The sequence below is a fragment of the Streptomyces sp. NPDC005551 genome (genome assembly GCF_042871785.1).
In the GTDB taxonomy this organism is placed as follows: Bacteria; Actinomycetota; Actinomycetes; order Streptomycetales; family Streptomycetaceae; genus Streptomyces.
The window spans coordinates 567,548-582,289 of sequence record NZ_JBIAJE010000005.1 but is presented as its reverse complement, the minus strand read 5'-3'; the positions used below and the strand labels follow the sequence as shown (position 1 = coordinate 582,289).

16 protein-coding genes are annotated in these 14,742 nt (G+C 72.3%); 7 read left to right on the top strand and 9 right to left on the bottom strand.

Annotated elements, in window-relative coordinates; all coding sequences use genetic code 11:
- Positions 1-64: 64 nt before the first annotated feature.
- Both ACFYP4_RS17985 and ACFYP4_RS17980 read right to left on the bottom strand, forming a co-directional pair.
- Positions 65-271 (bottom strand): DUF5999 family protein, encoded by a 207-nt coding sequence (locus tag ACFYP4_RS17985; protein WP_358852776.1) that lies wholly within the window; start codon positions 269-271, stop codon positions 65-67.
- A 403-nt stretch (positions 272-674) separates the two neighbouring features.
- A complete protein-coding gene (locus ACFYP4_RS17980; protein ID WP_388786215.1) occupies positions 675-1,259 on the bottom strand; it encodes a hypothetical protein in 585 nt (194 codons plus the stop codon).
- 491 nt (positions 1,260-1,750) lie between these two features.
- Here ACFYP4_RS17980 and ACFYP4_RS17975 point away from each other — a divergent pair, with 491 nt between their 5' ends.
- On the top strand, positions 1,751-3,268 hold the full coding sequence (locus ACFYP4_RS17975) for a glutamate--cysteine ligase (protein ID WP_358852778.1): 1,518 nt from the start codon (positions 1,751-1,753) through the stop codon (positions 3,266-3,268).
- A 77-nt stretch (positions 3,269-3,345) separates the two neighbouring features.
- On the opposite strand, the gene ACFYP4_RS17970 is transcribed toward ACFYP4_RS17975, so the two are convergent.
- The gene (locus tag ACFYP4_RS17970; protein WP_358852779.1) at positions 3,346-3,567 is read right to left on the bottom strand and encodes a hypothetical protein; all 222 of its coding nucleotides are present in this window, start codon (positions 3,565-3,567) and stop codon (positions 3,346-3,348) included.
- Positions 3,568-3,835: 268 nt separating this feature from the next.
- Between ACFYP4_RS17970 and ACFYP4_RS17965 the strand changes: the two genes are divergently transcribed.
- Complete coding sequence (locus ACFYP4_RS17965; RefSeq protein WP_358852780.1) at positions 3,836-4,636, top strand: type II CAAX endopeptidase family protein; 801 nt, start codon at positions 3,836-3,838, stop codon at positions 4,634-4,636.
- Positions 4,637-4,784: 148 nt separating this feature from the next.
- On the opposite strand, the gene ACFYP4_RS17960 is transcribed toward ACFYP4_RS17965, so the two are convergent.
- The 3 genes from ACFYP4_RS17960 to ACFYP4_RS17950 all read right to left on the bottom strand — a co-directional run bounded on the left by ACFYP4_RS17960 (position 4,785) and on the right by ACFYP4_RS17950 (position 6,602).
- The gene (locus ACFYP4_RS17960) at positions 4,785-5,600 is read right to left on the bottom strand and encodes a PhzF family phenazine biosynthesis protein (protein WP_358852781.1); all 816 of its coding nucleotides are present in this window, start codon (positions 5,598-5,600) and stop codon (positions 4,785-4,787) included.
- Between the two features lie 147 nt (positions 5,601-5,747).
- The gene (locus tag ACFYP4_RS17955) at positions 5,748-6,137 is read right to left on the bottom strand and encodes a VOC family protein (protein ID WP_358852782.1); all 390 of its coding nucleotides are present in this window, start codon (positions 6,135-6,137) and stop codon (positions 5,748-5,750) included.
- Positions 6,138-6,173: 36 nt separating this feature from the next.
- The gene (locus ACFYP4_RS17950) at positions 6,174-6,602 is read right to left on the bottom strand and encodes a VOC family protein (protein ID WP_358852783.1); all 429 of its coding nucleotides are present in this window, start codon (positions 6,600-6,602) and stop codon (positions 6,174-6,176) included.
- A gap of 157 nt (positions 6,603-6,759) precedes the next feature.
- On the opposite strand from ACFYP4_RS17950, the gene ACFYP4_RS17945 reads away from it, so the two are divergent.
- The 3 genes from ACFYP4_RS17945 (at position 6,760) to ACFYP4_RS17935 (ending at position 9,754) form a co-directional block, all read left to right on the top strand.
- Positions 6,760-7,398, top strand: a complete 639-nt coding sequence (locus ACFYP4_RS17945; protein ID WP_388786211.1) for a PadR family transcriptional regulator — start codon at positions 6,760-6,762, stop codon at positions 7,396-7,398.
- A 136-nt stretch (positions 7,399-7,534) separates the two neighbouring features.
- Positions 7,535-8,545: an EamA family transporter gene (locus tag ACFYP4_RS17940; protein WP_358852785.1), complete on the top strand. Its 1,011-nt coding sequence runs from the start codon at positions 7,535-7,537 to the stop codon at positions 8,543-8,545.
- Positions 8,546-8,788: 243 nt separating this feature from the next.
- A complete protein-coding gene (locus ACFYP4_RS17935) occupies positions 8,789-9,754 on the top strand; it encodes a DMT family transporter (protein WP_388786209.1) in 966 nt (321 codons plus the stop codon).
- Positions 9,755-10,164: 410 nt separating this feature from the next.
- On the opposite strand, the gene ACFYP4_RS17930 is transcribed toward ACFYP4_RS17935, so the two are convergent.
- Positions 10,165-10,854 carry a pyridoxamine 5'-phosphate oxidase family protein gene (locus tag ACFYP4_RS17930; RefSeq protein ID WP_388786207.1) on the bottom strand — a complete coding sequence of 230 codons (690 nt, stop codon included), beginning with the start codon at positions 10,852-10,854 and terminating at the stop codon, positions 10,165-10,167.
- A gap of 36 nt (positions 10,855-10,890) precedes the next feature.
- Between ACFYP4_RS17930 and ACFYP4_RS17925 the strand changes: the two genes are divergently transcribed.
- Positions 10,891-12,222 (top strand): aminotransferase class I/II-fold pyridoxal phosphate-dependent enzyme, encoded by a 1,332-nt coding sequence (locus tag ACFYP4_RS17925; protein ID WP_388786205.1) that lies wholly within the window; start codon positions 10,891-10,893, stop codon positions 12,220-12,222.
- Positions 12,223-12,234: 12 nt separating this feature from the next.
- Here the strand turns inward: ACFYP4_RS17925 and ACFYP4_RS17920 are convergent, their stop codons facing one another.
- Positions 12,235-13,215: a DMT family transporter gene (locus ACFYP4_RS17920; RefSeq protein ID WP_388786203.1), complete on the bottom strand. Its 981-nt coding sequence runs from the start codon at positions 13,213-13,215 to the stop codon at positions 12,235-12,237.
- A gap of 74 nt (positions 13,216-13,289) precedes the next feature.
- Here ACFYP4_RS17920 and ACFYP4_RS17915 point away from each other — a divergent pair, with 74 nt between their 5' ends.
- Complete coding sequence (locus tag ACFYP4_RS17915) at positions 13,290-14,195, top strand: LysR family transcriptional regulator (RefSeq protein WP_388786201.1); 906 nt, start codon at positions 13,290-13,292, stop codon at positions 14,193-14,195.
- Positions 14,196-14,219: 24 nt separating this feature from the next.
- On the opposite strand, the gene ACFYP4_RS17910 is transcribed toward ACFYP4_RS17915, so the two are convergent.
- Positions 14,220-14,687, bottom strand: a complete 468-nt coding sequence (locus ACFYP4_RS17910; protein ID WP_358852790.1) for a pyridoxamine 5'-phosphate oxidase family protein — start codon at positions 14,685-14,687, stop codon at positions 14,220-14,222.
- Positions 14,688-14,742: the final 55 nt, after the last annotated feature.

Below are 14,742 nucleotides of genomic sequence, written 5' to 3'. Positions count from 1 at the left end.
GAGTGCGTCTCCGGGCCGGCCCCTCTCGTGCGCGGCGGACTTCGCAGCCGGCCGCTCGTGCGGCTCAGGCGGCCGTCATCACCTGTCCCGTGCCCAGGGGGCGGTGCGGGGCGATGATCTGACCGTCGGGCAGGAGCTCACCGGTGTCCTCGAAGAGCACGACGCCGTTGCACAGCAGGCTCCACCCCTGTTCCGGGTGATGCGCCACATGGAGAGCGGCTTCCCGGTCGGCGGAGTCGGCTGTCGGACACGGTGGCTGGTGCTGGCACATGGATGGGATCTTTCGCTGGGTCGTGACGTATGAGCTGGCTGTCGTAGCTGTCCTGCGGCTCGGAACGCTGTCCATGGCCGCCCCCCGTCGACAAGTCGGTCTGGTACCAGTGTTGCCCCACGGGCGGCGATCCGCAGGGATTTGGCAGCAGCACTTCTCACAGGTTCATGACGCATCACCCGTGCGGACGGTTCACTCCAACTGCACTGTCTCTTCGGGTGGTTCGGGATAGCCGGATAGGGCTAGTCCGGACGGGGAAACGGGTCCGGCGACTCGTACGAGCGCGGGACAGCCCGGAAGAGCGGAGCGTCCCGCAGGGCGGCGAAGTGCCCCGCAGCCGGGTCGACGGCTGCGGGGCGCGGGGCGGGACGGCGGGCTGCCGCCGGGCCGGGACCGGGCTTCCCTAGGCGGGCGAACCGAGCAGGGGTGCGGGTGTCACCCGGTGGGTGAGGACGGGCAGGAGTTCGGCGACACGGTGCGGACGGTGCGCCGCGATGCCGGGCGGAGCGGGGGCCAGCGGCACCAGCAGGTCGGTGGCGAGCGGGTGCCCCGTGCCGCTGTCCGCGACGCAGTCGCCGTGCAGCCACAGCGTGAGCATGTAGAGCTCGGGCACGGACAGGAGCCGCGGCTGGAAGGTCTGCTGCATGTTCTCCGCCTGGCGCAGGGCGCGCTCGGTGGAGGTGACGTACGGGCCCTCGAAGAAGTGCGAGAAGGCCCAGCCGTCGGGGGTCAGCATCGTCTCGGCGGCGGCCACCGCGCGCTCGCCGCAGCGGATCAGAAAGCGCCAGCCGGTGAGGCGGGTGACGGTGGCGCCGGCGGGCGCGATCCGGTCAAGGACGTATACGGGCAGGGGGAGTTCGGGAGACACCGGTCCCTGGACGTTGCGCAGGGACGGGGTGCGCGCCTCGCGGACAGCGGTGGGGGAACCGAGTGCCGTGAGGACGGAGCGCAGGGCGGGCGCGGGAGCCGGGGGGACATGCAGCGGCATGGTGGGTCGCCTCTCATTCGACAGGCAGGGTGGCGCGAGGGCGGGGGCGGACGACACTGTCAGCTCTCGGGGTCAGAGGGGCGGATGCGATGACGGCGTGCGCCTACTCTCTGCCTCGTTTGCGGAGTTTATACGACACGTGTTCACACAATGTTTCAGCTAGCTGTTCCGGGGATGAAGAACAAGCGCCTATTCGGTCGGCGAAAGGAGAGTTTGATCCCTGTTTCACGCGGGCCGCGCAGGGCTGACCTCGAAATACCGCGTCCAAGTGGTCGGCCGGTTCTCGTCGGCGTTTATCACGAGCGCGAACCGGCGTGAAACTGCGCGCGGCACCATGCCTGGTGAATGTGCCCCGGGGTACTCGGCCCTCAGCCTAGCGGGCCCGGAGCCCGGCCGGGACGTTATGGATCGCGATGCCGGGGCATCATCCACCGTGACCGTGTACCAGAGCGGCCGGAGCATCGGCCTACCCATCCAAGGAGGGAACTTCGATGGGAGAGAAGGTCGTGGCGGGGTCGTTCGACCTGTCCGATCGACAGCGCTACCGCAGCAAGCTCCAGGAGTGCCTGACGGGACTCGAGAGGTTGCTGGCGGAGGAGCGCTTCGAGCGTCCGCGGAATCTGATGGGCCTGGAGATCGAGCTGAATCTCGCGGGACCGGACGGCATGCCGCGGATGATGAATGCCGAAGTACTTGACAGGATAGCGAGCCGCGATTTCCAAACAGAACTCGCCATGTTCAATCTGGAAGTGAACATAGCGCCACACCGATTGGCGGGGCGGGTTTTCGACCAGCTTTCGGAAGAGCTGAACACCTCCCTCGCGTATGCGCACCGCAAGGCCAAGGAGGTCGACGCCGGAATCGTGATGATCGGCATTCTGCCGACCCTCGGCCGCGACGACCTGGTGTCCTCGAACCTGTCGGACGTCGACCGCTACACCCTGCTGAACGACCAGATCGTGGCAGCCCGGGGTGAGGACTTCGCGCTCGACATCGACGGGGTGGAGCGCCTCGTCTGCACGTCGAGGTCCATCGCACCGGAGGCGGCCTGCACCTCCGTACAGCTGCACCTTCAGGTCACCCCCGGACGGTTCGCCGACGTGTGGAACGCCGCGCAGGCGATCGCCGCCGCGCAGGTCGCGATCGGCGCCAACTCGCCGTTCCTGTTCGGGCACGAGCTGTGGCGGGAGTCGCGGCCTCCGTTGTTCCTGCAGTCCACGGACACCCGGCCGCCTGAGCTGCAGACCCAGGGGGTGCGGCCGCGGACCTGGTTCGGGGAGCGGTGGATCTCGTCCGCCCACGACCTGTTCGAGGAGAACCTGCGCTACTTCCCGGCGCTGCTGCCGATCTGCGACGACGAGGACCCGCTGAAGGTGCTCGACGGCGGCGGCATCCCGAAGCTGTCCGAACTGGTCCTGCACAACGGCACCATCTACCGCTGGAACCGGCCGGTGTACGACATCGCCGACGGTGTGCCGCATCTGCGGGTCGAGAACCGCGTGCTGCCCGCCGGTCCCACGGTCACCGACGTCATCGCCAACACGGTGTTCTACTACGGCCTCGTGCGGGCGCTGGCCGACGAGGCGAAGCCGGTGTGGACCCGGCTGCCCTTCGAGGCGGCGGCGGCCAACTTCGACGCCGCGTGCCGTGACGGCATCGACGCCCGCCTGGAGTGGCCGCAGCCGGGCCGGCACGGCGGGACCGCTCAGGTGGACGCCGTCGACCTGGTCCGCGACGAGCTGCTGCCGCTGGCGGCGGCCGGGCTGGACGCGTGGGGCATCGAGCCCGCCGACCGGGACTTCTACCTCGGGGTGATCGAGGAGCGGTGCCGGCGCCGGGTCAACGGCGCGAGCTGGCAGGCGGCCACCTTCCACCTGGCGACGGAGAAGGGACTCGGCCGGGAGGCCGCGCTGGCCGCGACCACCAAGCGGTACTCCGAGCTGATGCACGCCGGGGAGCCGGTGCACACGTGGCCGGTGGGGCTGCCGGAGCCGGTGCCTCTCGGCTGATCTCCGACGGGTGCCGCCGCGCCCCCGCGGGCCCCCGCGCGAGGGGGCTCCCGGGGGCGCCGCGCCCCCGGCGGCGGTCAGACCCGGCTGCCCGCCTCCACCACGGCCTCCAGGATCGCCGCCGGGATCCGGGACGGACCACTGACCCGGTGGCCCGAACCGCCCGTCACCGCGGCGATCTGCTCGGCCTCCGCCTCGTCGACCCGCGCGAGGGGTTGGTCGAGCCGCGGCGAACCGTCCTTCGGGTGGAACAGGTCGAGGTCCGTGCCGCCGCCCGCCGAGGTGTTGTGGGCGAACACCGCCTGCCGCGGTGGCGGGCGCGAAGGCGGGGGTCGGGGGCACCCGCTCCGTACTCGTCGGGCAAGCTGTGACGTCCCATGGCGGTCGCCCTCCCGGATGAGCCCCGAGCCGTGAACCGCCGTATGGCAGGACACGAGGGAGGTACGCCTCGACGGTGCCCGTCCCCCCGACGGCCTGTCGCGCGCGGTCTTCGCACCTTTCTTCGAGACCCTGGCGGGGCGTGTACGGGGACGAGGCGGGCTCGCACAACCGAAGGAGTGACAGCAGGTGCAGGTGGAGGCAGGGTCGGTGCCCGGTTCCTTTCCCGAGAGGCGGTTGTCACGACGGATTCTCCGGGACGAGACCTTGCTGGTCCTCGGGCTCTCGCTCGGCGCGAGCGGGATCTCCGCGCTGATCAGCTTCGTCGGATCGGTCACCAGGCCGGGGGGCCTCAAGGACCAGGCGGCCACCCTGAACGCCTCGGCCGCGCCGGGACGTCCGTGGCTCGATCTGGCCTGGCAGCTGTTCGGCATCGCGTCGGCGCTGGTGCCGGTGGCGCTGGTGGCCCACTTCCTGCTGCGCGAGGGGGAGGGGCTGCGCACGCTCGGGTTCGACCGGACGCGTCCCTGGCCGGACCTCGGTCGCGGCACGGCGATCGCGGCGGTGATCGGCAGTACGGGCATCGCCTTCTACCTGGCGGCCCGGGGCCTCGGCTTCAACCTCACGGTGGTGCCCGAGGCCCTGCCCGAGGTGTGGTGGAAGTACCCGGTGCTGATCCTCTCCGCCCTCCAGAACGCGGTCCTGGAAGAGGTGATCGTCGTCGGCTATCTGCTGCGCCGCCTCGGGCAGTTGGGGTGGACCCCGGGCACGGCACTGGTGGCGAGCGCGGTGCTGCGGGGCTCGTACCACCTCTACCAGGGCGTCGGGGGGTTCCTCGGCAACATGGCGATGGGGCTTGTCTTCGGCTACCTCTACCGGCGCTGGGGCCGGGTCGGACCGCTCGTGGTGGCCCACTCGCTCCTCGACATCGGCGCGTTCGTGGGATACGCGCTGCTGGCGGGCAAGGTGGGGTGGCTGCCGACCGCGTGAGTGCGTCCGGTGTCCGGCATGGGTGCGCGGCCCGAGCAGGTGCGTATCACCGTGGGGCGTCACCCCGAAGCAACTTCGTGCTCACGGCCGCGCAGGGGCGAGCCGGGTCACAACGCCGACATGTGCCGGTGTCGCCCCCGGGACCTCATCACTCCGCCGGGCACAGAACCCCGTCGATGACGGTGACCGCGTGGCCGGTGAGCAGGGTGCGGTCGCCGCGCAGTCCGGTACGGACGCGGCCCGAGCGGGGTGACGCCTGGAGACCCGTCAGGTCGGGACTGCCGAGGCGCTCGGACCAGAACGGGGCGAGGGCCGTGTGGGCGCTGCCGGTGACCGGGTCCTCGTCGATGCCGACGTTGGGGAAGAAGCAGCGGGAGACGAAGTCGTAGCCCTGGGAGGGGTCTTCGGCGCGGGCGGTGGCGATGATGCCGCGCTCCGAGTACCGCGCGAGGGCCCTGTGGTCCGGGGTGAGGCCGAGGACCGTCTGCTCGTCGGCGAGCTCGATCAGCAGGTCGCCGATGTTGGGGCCCGTGTCGAAGGCGGTGAGAGGCTCCGCGCCCAGGGCTTCGGCCACGCCGTCGGGGATTTCGGCCGCGGTGAGCGGGGCGGTCGGGAAGTCCAGGGTCAGGGAACCGTCCCCCCGGGGGGTCGCGATGAGCACGCCGCTGCGGGTCGCGAAGCGAACCGGTCCCGCGTGGGCGCCCGTGGTGTGCAGCACGTGCGCGGCGGCCAGGGTGGCGTGACCGCACAGCGCGACCTCGGTGACGGGGGTGAACCAGCGCAGGGCCCAGTCGGCCTCGCCGCCCCCGGCCAGGGGGTGCACGAAGGCCGTCTCTGCGTGGTTGACCTCGCGGGCGACGTCCTGGAGCCAAGTGTCGTCCGGGAAGGTGTCGAGGAGCAGGACCCCGGCCGGATTGCCGGCGAAGGGGCGGTCGGTGAAGGCGTCGACGATTCGAATACGCATGACGGTGACGCTAGTCGCCGTCGGGAGCCGCGGGCCAAGGCCAATCCGGCGGCGCCGGCCCGTTCCGCGCGGCGGCCGGTCCTCGGGGTCCTCGCGTGAGGAGGGTGGCCGGGGGCGCGGGAGGCGGTCCGGTCAGGGCCGGTCGGGTCAGGTCAGGTAGTCCGCGCGTCCCTCGTCATCGAGTTCGAAAGGGCCGTCGGGGATGACGCAGAACTCGTTGCCCTCGGGGTCGGCCATCACCAGGAAGCCTCCGTCGGCGTACTCCTCCAGCCGGCGCCCGCCGAGCGCCTCGACCCGCTGCTGCTCGGCGGCCGGGTCGGGGGAGGTGACGTCGAAGTGCAGGCGGTTCTTGCCCGACTTCGGCTTGTCGGCGCGCTGGAAGCCCACGCCCAGGCCGTTCTCGCGGCGCAGCCACACGTAGGGCCCCATGCGGCCCACGACCGGCCTGCCGAGGAGCTCGGACCAGAACGCGGCCAGGCGTTCGGGGTCATCGGCATCGACGATGAGGGCATCGATCTGTACGGGTGTGCTCACCATGCCCTGATCATCTCAGCGCCGTCCACGTTCGTGGCCTCAGTCGATGCAGAACTCGTTGCCCTCGATGTCCAGCATCGGGATGCACGCGTCGTTGCCGTCGTACAGCGTTTGCACGTGTACCGCACCGAGCGGGACCAACCGGGCGCGCTCCGCCTCGAGTGCGGCGAGGCGCTCCTCACCCACCAGTCCGGTGCCGACCCGCACATCAAGATGCACGCGGTTCTTGGCGGCCTTCCCCTCGGGGACGCGCTGGAAGAACAGCCGCGGGCCCACACCTGAGGGGTCGACGCAGGCGAACCACGAATCCCGCTGCTCAGGTGGCTGCGAGACCTTGAAGTCGTCCCAAGTGGCAAATCCCTCCGGCGGCGGCGGTACGACGTACCCCAGCACCTCGCACCAGAAACGAGCGAGGCGCTCGGGTTCTGCGCAGTCGAAGGTGACCTGGAACTTCTTGATCGACGTCATCGGCCCACCATATTGGCGTGTGCCGTTCAAGGACATCCCAGGGTTCCGTGGCCTGCGGGAGGACATCCCGGGCGAGCTGGGGAGGCTTGCCAGGCGAACTGTTCCGATATATCGTTGACGCATCGCGACCGATCAACGATGGAATGGAGTGATTGCGATGCGTTCCCATGGACAGGAATTCGGCCACGAACACGGACATGGACACCACGGCGGGCCCGGCCATCACGGTCGGGGCGGCTTCGAGGGGCGGCGCGAGGCCTTCGGGCCCTTCGGTCCCGGCGGTCCCGGCTTCGGCGGACCGGGCTTCGGCCCCGGTCCCTGGGGTGGACGGGGCGGCCGGGGCGGTCCGCGGGGGAGGGCGCGGCGCGGCGACGTGCGCGCGTCGATCCTGGCCCTGCTCAAGGACCGGCCCATGCACGGCTACGAGATGATCCAGGAGATCGCCGAGCGCAGCGGCGGAGCGTGGAAGCCCAGCCCGGGCTCGGTCTACCCCACCCTCCAGCTGCTGGAGGACGAGGGTTTGATCGCCAGCGAGACCGAGGGCGGCAAGAAGCTGTTCTCGCTCACCGAGGCCGGCCGTTCCGCGGTCGGCGAGGGTCCCGACGCACCCTGGGAAGAGGCCGGGCGCGGGGTCGACTGGGAAGCGCTGAGCGAGATCCGGCAGGCCGGTTTCGGCCTCATGGAGGCGTTCGGGCAGGTCTGGAAGACCGGCAGCAAGGAGCAGCGCGACAAAGCGGTCACGGTCATCAACGAAGCCCGCAAGAAGCTGTACCTGATCCTCGCCGACCAGGACTGACGGCCCGCCGGGATGCACCGAGCTGTCCCCGGGCCCGGCCGGGTGAGACCGCGCCACCCCGGCGTCCGCGTCGCCGGGTCCAGCGTGTGAGACAGGTGTCATCAGGGGTGACGCTCATGACCGCGCCTGTCATCATGTGCCGGTGCGTACGTCTCGGAGCAGTGAGAATCACCGTGGCAGGGGTTTCGGGCTGGGCCTCGCCCTCGGGTCCGCGGTCGCCTTCGGCGGATCGGGTGTCGCGGCCAAGCCGCTGATCGAAGCGGGACTCGACCCGCTCCACGTGGTGTGGCTGAGGGTCGCGGGCGCCGCCCTGGTCATGCTGCCCCTGGCCGTACGCCATCGCGCCCTGGTCCGGCAGCGCCCCGCCCTGCTCGTGGGGTACGGGCTGCTCGCCGTGGCGGGTGTCCAGGCCTGCTACTTCGCCTCGATCTCCCGCATCCCCGTGGGCGTCGCGCTGCTCGTCGAGTACCTCGCCCCCGCCCTGGTGCTCGGCTGGGTGCGCTTCGTCCAGCGGCGGCCGGTGACGCGCGCCGCGGCCCTCGGTGTCGTCCTCGCCGTTGGCGGTCTCGCGTGCGTCGTCGAGGTGTGGGCGGGACTGAGCTTCGACCTGCTCGGGCTGCTGCTCGCGCTCGGCGCCGCCTGCTGCCAGGTCGGCTACTTCGTCCTGTCCGACCAGGGGAGCGACGCGGGCACCGAGGCCCCCGACCCGCTCGGCGTCATCGCATACGGGCTGCTGGTCGGCACCGTGGTCCTGACCGCCGTGGCCCGCCCCTGGACCATGGACTGGTCGGTGCTCGGCGGCGGTGCGGACATGAACGGCACGTCCGTCGCTGCCGCGCTGCTGCTCGGCTGGATCGTGCTCATCGCCACCGTCGTCGCGTACGTCACCGGAGTGGTCTCCGTGCGCACGCTGTCACCGCAGGTGGCCGGAGTGGTGGCGTGCCTGGAGGCGGTCATCGCGACGGTGCTCGCCTGGGTCCTGCTGGGCGAGCACCTCTCCCTGCCGCAGATCGTCGGCGGTGCGGTGGTGCTGGCGGGTGCCTTCATCGCGCAGTCGTCGGCGCCCGCCAAGACACCCGACGGGCCCGTCGCCGGCGGGGCGGGCAGCGAGGAAAGGGAGTTGTCCGCGCGCGGCACGGCCGCCTAGGGTGCTGATCATGCACTCGGACGCACGCGTTCTCCCGCCTCCGGCCGCCTGAGGCGGGCCCCCGGATCCACCCCCGGCGTACTGCCGGGCGGATCGGTGCTGCCCGCAGAAGAAGTCCGAGGACCACTCCGTGCGCCCGCGCCGTGTCCCGGCACGGCCCGCCGCCGCACCCCGTGAGCCGGGTGCCGCGGCCCGTGGCGACGTGGTCCTTTCCGAGCTTCTGCGAATCAGCGGAGAGAACACGTGTCGAACACTGCCTCAGGCCTGCCCGTCGGGCGGGGCCTGCTCTATCTGATCGTCGCCGGTGCCGCCTGGGGCACCGCGGGCGCGGCCGCCTCGCTGGTCTTCCTGGCCAGTGACATGGGGCCGGTCGTCCTGTCCTTCTGGCGCTGTGCGGGCGGGCTCGTCCTGCTGATCGCCGTGCGTCCGCTGCGTCCGCGCGCGACGGCCGCCGTACGCGAACCCCTCGGCCGCAGGGCGCTGCGGACCGGCGTCACCGGTCTCGGTCTCGCGGTCTTCCAGACGGCCTACTTCGCCGCCGTCGACGTCACCGGACTGGCGACGGCCACCGTGGTCACCCTCGGGTCAGGCCCCGTGCTCATCGCGCTCGGCGCACGACTGACCATGGGGGAGCGGCTCGGCCGCCGGGGCCTGGCCGCCGTCGCCGGGGCACTGACCGGCCTCGCGGTGCTGGTCCTCGGCAGCGGGGAGGCAGCCGTCCGGCCCCCGGGCGTCCTGCTCGCCGTCGCGTCGGCCGCGGGCTACTCCCTGATGACGCTGCTCACGCGCTGGTGGGGCCGTCATGGCGAGGTGGACGCGGCCGGTACGACGGCGGGGGCGTTCGGCGTGACGACCCTGTGCCTGCTGCCCTTCGCCCTGGCCGAGGGTCTGCTCCCGCACACCGGGCAACCCGTGCACGTCGTGGCCCTGTTGGCGTACGTCGCCGCGATCCCGACGGCGCTCGCCTACGCGCTGTACTTCGCGGGCGCGGCCGTGGTCCGGTCCGCCACCGTCTCGGTGATCATGCTCCTCGAACCGGTGAGCGCCGCGGTCCTCGCGGTCGGCCTGCTGGGCGAGCACCTGACGGCGGCGACGCTGATCGGCACGCTGGTCATGCTCGGGTCGGTCGCGGGGCCGGCGGTGGCCGAGGCGCGGGACGCGGGAGCGGCCACGCGCGCGGCGCGCGCGGAGCAGACGTCGCCTGTCTGAGCCGGGCCTTCGAGGCCTGCGGGGACCGCAGGCGTGCGAGGCGGCGGGTGCGGCGGCTGCGGGTGCGGGCCGACCGGTCTGCTCCCGGGGCCCTCCAGCCGTAGCTCGGAACCGGGCCCTCCAGCCGTAGCTCGCAACCGGAGCCCTGAAGCCGGAGCCCTGAAGCCGGGGCCTCCAGCCGGGCCCTCCAGCCGGAGACCTCCAGCCGGAGCCCTCCGGTCGCAGGGCCCCCGCCCGTCCGTGCCCGAGGTCTGCCGGCGGCCCGGTCAGGCGCCGCGCCCGTCCCTCGCGGCCGCACCCTCCCGGGCCGGGGCTGCCATGCCGCCTACCCGTGCCCCGGGGCCGACCCCCGGGGGAGGAGTCTCACTCCCGGCGCCCGCGACCCCGTACGCCGCACCGGTGGCCCCACGTCACAAGGCCGCCAGGTAGTCGGGCAGCCCGATGCCGGGAGCCATGTCGGCGGCGGGGACGGGCGTGCCGTAGCCCTTTGCCAGGGGAAGCACTCCGGTCCAGTACGGGAGTGACAGGTCCTCGGGCTCGTCGTTCGGGCCGCCGGTGCGCAGCTTCGCCGAGACCTCGTCCAGGTCGAGGCGGATCACGGCGGTCGCGGCCTGCTCCTTGGCGTTGGCCGGCCGGGAGTCGCGGGAACGGCCGGGCACCACGTGATCCATCAGCGCGTCGAGGGCCTCCCGCTTCTCGTCCGGGTCGGTCACCTGCCGGGCGACGCCGTGCACCATCACGGAGCGGTAGTTCATCGAGTGGTGGAAGGCGGACCGGGCCAGGACCAGACCGTCGACGTGGGTGACCGTCACACAGACCGGCAGCCCGGGGTCCGCCTGGCCGGCCATCCGCAGCGGGCGCGAGCCCGTCGAACCGTGCAGGTACAGCCGTTCGCCGACGCGCCCGTACAGCGTCGGGAGCACCACGGGGGCGCCGTCGCGGACGAAGCCCAGATGGCAGACGTAGCCCTCGTCGAGTATCGAGTGCACCAACTCCCGGTCGTAGGCCGCGCGCTCCCGGGAGCGGGTCGGGACGGTGCGGTCGGTCGGGGTGTAGGCAGCGGACTGCGCCGTCCCTGGCTGGGTGCTCGTCTCCGACATTTGCGGCCTCCATTGCACTAGTGCATAATCTCTTTTGTGCTAGGAGAGTATCGGATCGAAGGGTGCCGCGCAGCCGAGATCGCCGCGAGCGTGGAGCGCGGGGTGGGTGCGGGCGATCTGGAGCCGGGGCAACTGCTGCCGCCCATGCGGGAGTTGGCGGCCGGTCTCGGCGTCAATCCCAACACCGTCGCGGCCGCCTACCGCACGCTGCGCGAACGTGGGGTCATCGAGACCGCGGGCCGCCGCGGCAGCCGCGTGCGCGCCAGGCCCGCCACCACCGGACGCGAGCGGATCGGCGTACGGGTGCCGCCCGGTGTGCGCAACGTGGCCGACGGCAATCCCGATCCCGCTCTGCTGCCCGGCCTCACCGAGGCGTTCGCGGCGGCCACCGCCCGGGCCGACCGCGATCCGGTCATGTACGGCGAGGCCGCCGTGGACCCCGAACTGGCGCGGCTGGCCCGCGCCGAACTGGACGCCGACGGCGTGCCGGACGGGCCCGTCGTCGTCACCTCCGGTTCGCTCGACGCCATCGAACGGGTCCTGGCCGCCCACCTGAAACCCGGGGACGCCGTGGCCGTCGAGGATCCGGGCTGGGGCAGCCTCCTGGACCTGGTGCCCGCGCTCGGGCTGCACACCGTTCCGGTACGCGTGGACGACGAGGGTCCGGTCCCCGAAGACGTGCGGCGCGCGCTGGAGGGCGGCGCGCGGGCTCTGATCGTCACCGGCCGGGCGCAGAATCCGACCGGGGCGTCGGTGACCGCCACCCGCGCGCGTGCCCTGCGCTCCGTGCTTCGCGCGCATCCCCGGACGCTGCTCGTCGAGGACGACCACGGTCATCGGATCGTCGGCCTGCCGCTGCACCCGCTCGCGGGCGTGACGCGCCACTGGGCCCTTGTCCGCTCCGTGGCCAAGGCCTACGGTCCCGACCTCCGGCTCGCCGTCCTGACCGGGGACCAGGTCACGGCCGACCGGGTGCACGGACGGCTGCGGCTGGGGCCCGGCTGGGTGAGCTTGCTGCTGCAGCGGGCCGTGGCGCACTTGTGGACCTGCGGCGCGGTGGACGCCGCGGCCGTCGCGGCGGACTACGGGCGGCGCCGGGACGCGCTGATCGGGGCGCTGGCGGAGCGCGGTGTCGCGGCGCACGGACGCAGCGGGATGAACGTGTGGGTGCCCGTCCCGGACGAGACGGGCGCGGTCGCGCGGCTGCTGCACGCGGGCTGGGCGGTCGCGCCCGGCGCCCGCTTCCGGATGAACGCGCCGCCCGGCATCAGGATCACGGTCTCCCCGCTCGGCCCCGAGGACATCGGGCCGGTGGCGGACGCCGTCGCCGCCGCCGTCGGTCCCGCGCCGGAGCACCGGTACGTGTGATGTCCCCGGAGGTCACCTCCGCGCCGTCGCCCGGCGGTGTGGCGCAGGCGAGCGGTCACCTCCGCGTCGCGGCCCGGCCTGGGTGAGCGCGGCGCCGGCGAGGACGATCACCGCGCCGACCGGTGTCGACCAGGCCAGCGACTCGCCCAGGACGGCGACACCCGCGGCGGTGGCGATGACCGGGATGAAGTACGTGACCATCTGGGCCGTCGTCGGGCCGACCTCGGCGACCAGGCCGTACTGGATGAGCACGGCGAACCCTGTGCCGAGCGCACCCAGCGCGGCGATCGCGAGCAGCGGGACCAGCGGGAAGCGGGTGGGGAGCGTGGTGAACAGCGGCGTGACGAAGGCCAGTTGGACAGTGGCGAGGAGCAGCTGCGCGCCGGTCATCGACAGGTGCGAGGTACCCGTACCGGCCAGGGTGCGGCGGACGTAGATCCAGCCGACGGGATAGCTGAGCGAGGCGGCCAGCGCCATCGCGGTGCCCCTGGCGTCCAGGCCGCTGAAACCCTGCCAGGCGCCGAGCACCGTCAGTACGCCCAGGAAGCCGACCCCGAGACCGGCCACCCGGACCCGGGTCGGCCGGTCCTCCGAGAGGGCCACCATGGACAGGGCCATGCCCCACAGCGGCGAGGTCGCGTTGCAGATGCCCGCCAGCGTGGAGGGGATCGTCAGCTCCGCGTGGGCGAAGAGCGAGAACGGCAGCGCGTTCAGCAGGAAGGCGGCGACCGTGAGGTGGCCCCACGTGCGGGCGCCACGCGGCAGCCGCTGCCGCTTGACCGCCATCGCCGCCGCGAGCACCGCGGTCCCGAACAGCAGCCGCCCGAAGGTGACCTGGAAGGGGGCGTACCCGTCGGTGCCGACCTTGATGAGAAGGAAGCTGAAGCCCCAGACGAGGGAGAGGGACCCGAAGCGGAGCCGCCAGTCGAGGGCCGCGCGGCGGGGCGGGGCGGACACGGGGGCTGGGGGCCGACGGCTGGTGACGCTGCTCATGGACGTAACGATGAGGCAGCCGATCTCGTAGCACAAGCGAGATTTTGCGAGCGATATCTCGTAGCATCGCTTACATGTTGAATCTGGAGCGCCTGCGTACCCTCGACGCGCTTGCCCGGCACGGTTCGGTCAGCGCCGCAGCCGAGGGGCTGCACGTCACGACCTCGGCGGTCTCCCAGCAGATGTCCAAGCTGGAGCGGGAGGTGGGACAGCGGCTGCTCGCCAAGAACGGGCGGGGGGTGCGTCTCACCGACGCGGGACGACTGCTGGCCGACCATGCCGCGCGCATCCTCTCCCAGGTCGAGCTCGCCCAGGCCGACCTGGAGGCGCAGCGCGGCCAGGTGGCGGGCGAACTGCGGCTGTCCGCCTTCCCGACCGCCGCGCGCGGGCTGTTCCCGGCCGCGCTGGCCGCCCTGCGGCGCGACCACCCCGGACTGCGTGTGCGTTCGTGCGAACTGGAACCGGAGGCCGGCGTCGCCGAAGTGGTGCGGGGGGATCTCGATCTCGCCGTGGTGCTCGACTGGTACAACAAGCCGATGCCCCTGCCCGACGGCCTGGTCAAGGCGGCCGTCCTCGACGATCCCGCGGATGTGGCGATCCCGGCCGGGCACCGGTTCGCCGACCGCGCCGAGGTGGACCTCTGCGAGTTCGCCGAGGACGAGTGGATCACCTGGGGCCAGGGCGAGTTCTGTCACGAGTGGCTGATGTTCACCCTGCGCTCCAAGGGTGTAGAGCCGCGCATCGGTCATCGTGCCGCGGAGACGCACACCCAGCTCGGCCTGGTCGCGGCGGGCCTCGGTGTCTGCATCGCCCCCCTCCTGGGCCGGCACCCCGTGCCCAGTGGGGTCGTCATGGTTCCGGTGAAGCAGCGGGTGCGGCGGCACGTGTACGTCGTGTGGCGGGCGGACGCCGACCGCCGCCCCTCGATCCGGGCCGCGGTGGAGGCGCTCCGCGAGGCGGGCCGCGCCGTCGCCTCCTGACCGACGGCACCCGGAGGATCCCGCCTACAGGGACGCCAGCTTGCGGAAGTCCCAGGACGCGACGGCGTCGGGAGTCAGCCGCATCCAGGCGTGGCGGCCGTCGTGCGGCAGTTCGTCGACGCCGAAGTTCTTCCGCGCGAACAGCCGCTCCACGTCCGCAAGTTCGGGGCACGGCTCGCCCGTGCGCGGCACCTCGCCGACGAACTCGACGGTGCCGGACAGCTCGGCGCCGCGCAGTTCGCCGTACTCCTCACCGGTGTCGACGACGACGGCGACGCGCGGGTCCCGGCGCAGGTCGGCCCACCGCTTGCTGCGGGTGATCGAGTACAGCCAGAGCGAGGTGCCGTCCCAGGCGAACCAGAGGGTGCTCGCATGCGGAGCGCCGTCCGCCGAGACCGTGGCGACCCGGCAGGTGCGCTGACCGGCCAGGAACTCGTCCAGTTCGTCCGGCGTCATCATGATCTTCCGGCCCCGGCGCTGAGTGACGGCCATGCGGTCCCTTCTTCCCGGACGTGCCCGCCACTCACAATAACTGACGGCGCGTCAG

What these genes read in the sequence shown, in the direction of transcription:
- ACFYP4_RS17985 (WP_358852776.1), bottom strand. Translation starts at nt 271, where the DNA reads ATGTGCCAGCACCAGCCACCGTGTCCGACAGCCGACTCCGCCGACCGG.
- ACFYP4_RS17945 (WP_388786211.1), top strand. Translation starts at nt 6,760, where the DNA reads ATGCGTTCCCATGGACAGGAATTCGGCCACGAACACGGACATGGACAC.
- ACFYP4_RS17915 (WP_388786201.1), top strand. Translation starts at nt 13,290, where the DNA reads ATGTTGAATCTGGAGCGCCTGCGTACCCTCGACGCGCTTGCCCGGCAC.
- ACFYP4_RS17980 (WP_388786215.1), bottom strand. Translation starts at nt 1,259, where the DNA reads ATGCCGCTGCATGTCCCCCCGGCTCCCGCGCCCGCCCTGCGCTCCGTC.
- ACFYP4_RS17930 (WP_388786207.1), bottom strand. Translation starts at nt 10,854, where the DNA reads ATGTCGGAGACGAGCACCCAGCCAGGGACGGCGCAGTCCGCTGCCTAC.
- ACFYP4_RS17910 (WP_358852790.1), bottom strand. Translation starts at nt 14,687, where the DNA reads ATGGCCGTCACTCAGCGCCGGGGCCGGAAGATCATGATGACGCCGGAC.
- ACFYP4_RS17975 (WP_358852778.1), top strand. Translation starts at nt 1,751, where the DNA reads ATGGGAGAGAAGGTCGTGGCGGGGTCGTTCGACCTGTCCGATCGACAG.
- ACFYP4_RS17960 (WP_358852781.1), bottom strand. Translation starts at nt 5,600, where the DNA reads ATGCGTATTCGAATCGTCGACGCCTTCACCGACCGCCCCTTCGCCGGC.
- ACFYP4_RS17920 (WP_388786203.1), bottom strand. Translation starts at nt 13,215, where the DNA reads ATGAGCAGCGTCACCAGCCGTCGGCCCCCAGCCCCCGTGTCCGCCCCG.
- ACFYP4_RS17955 (WP_358852782.1), bottom strand. Translation starts at nt 6,137, where the DNA reads ATGGTGAGCACACCCGTACAGATCGATGCCCTCATCGTCGATGCCGAT.
- ACFYP4_RS17950 (WP_358852783.1), bottom strand. Translation starts at nt 6,602, where the DNA reads ATGACGTCGATCAAGAAGTTCCAGGTCACCTTCGACTGCGCAGAACCC.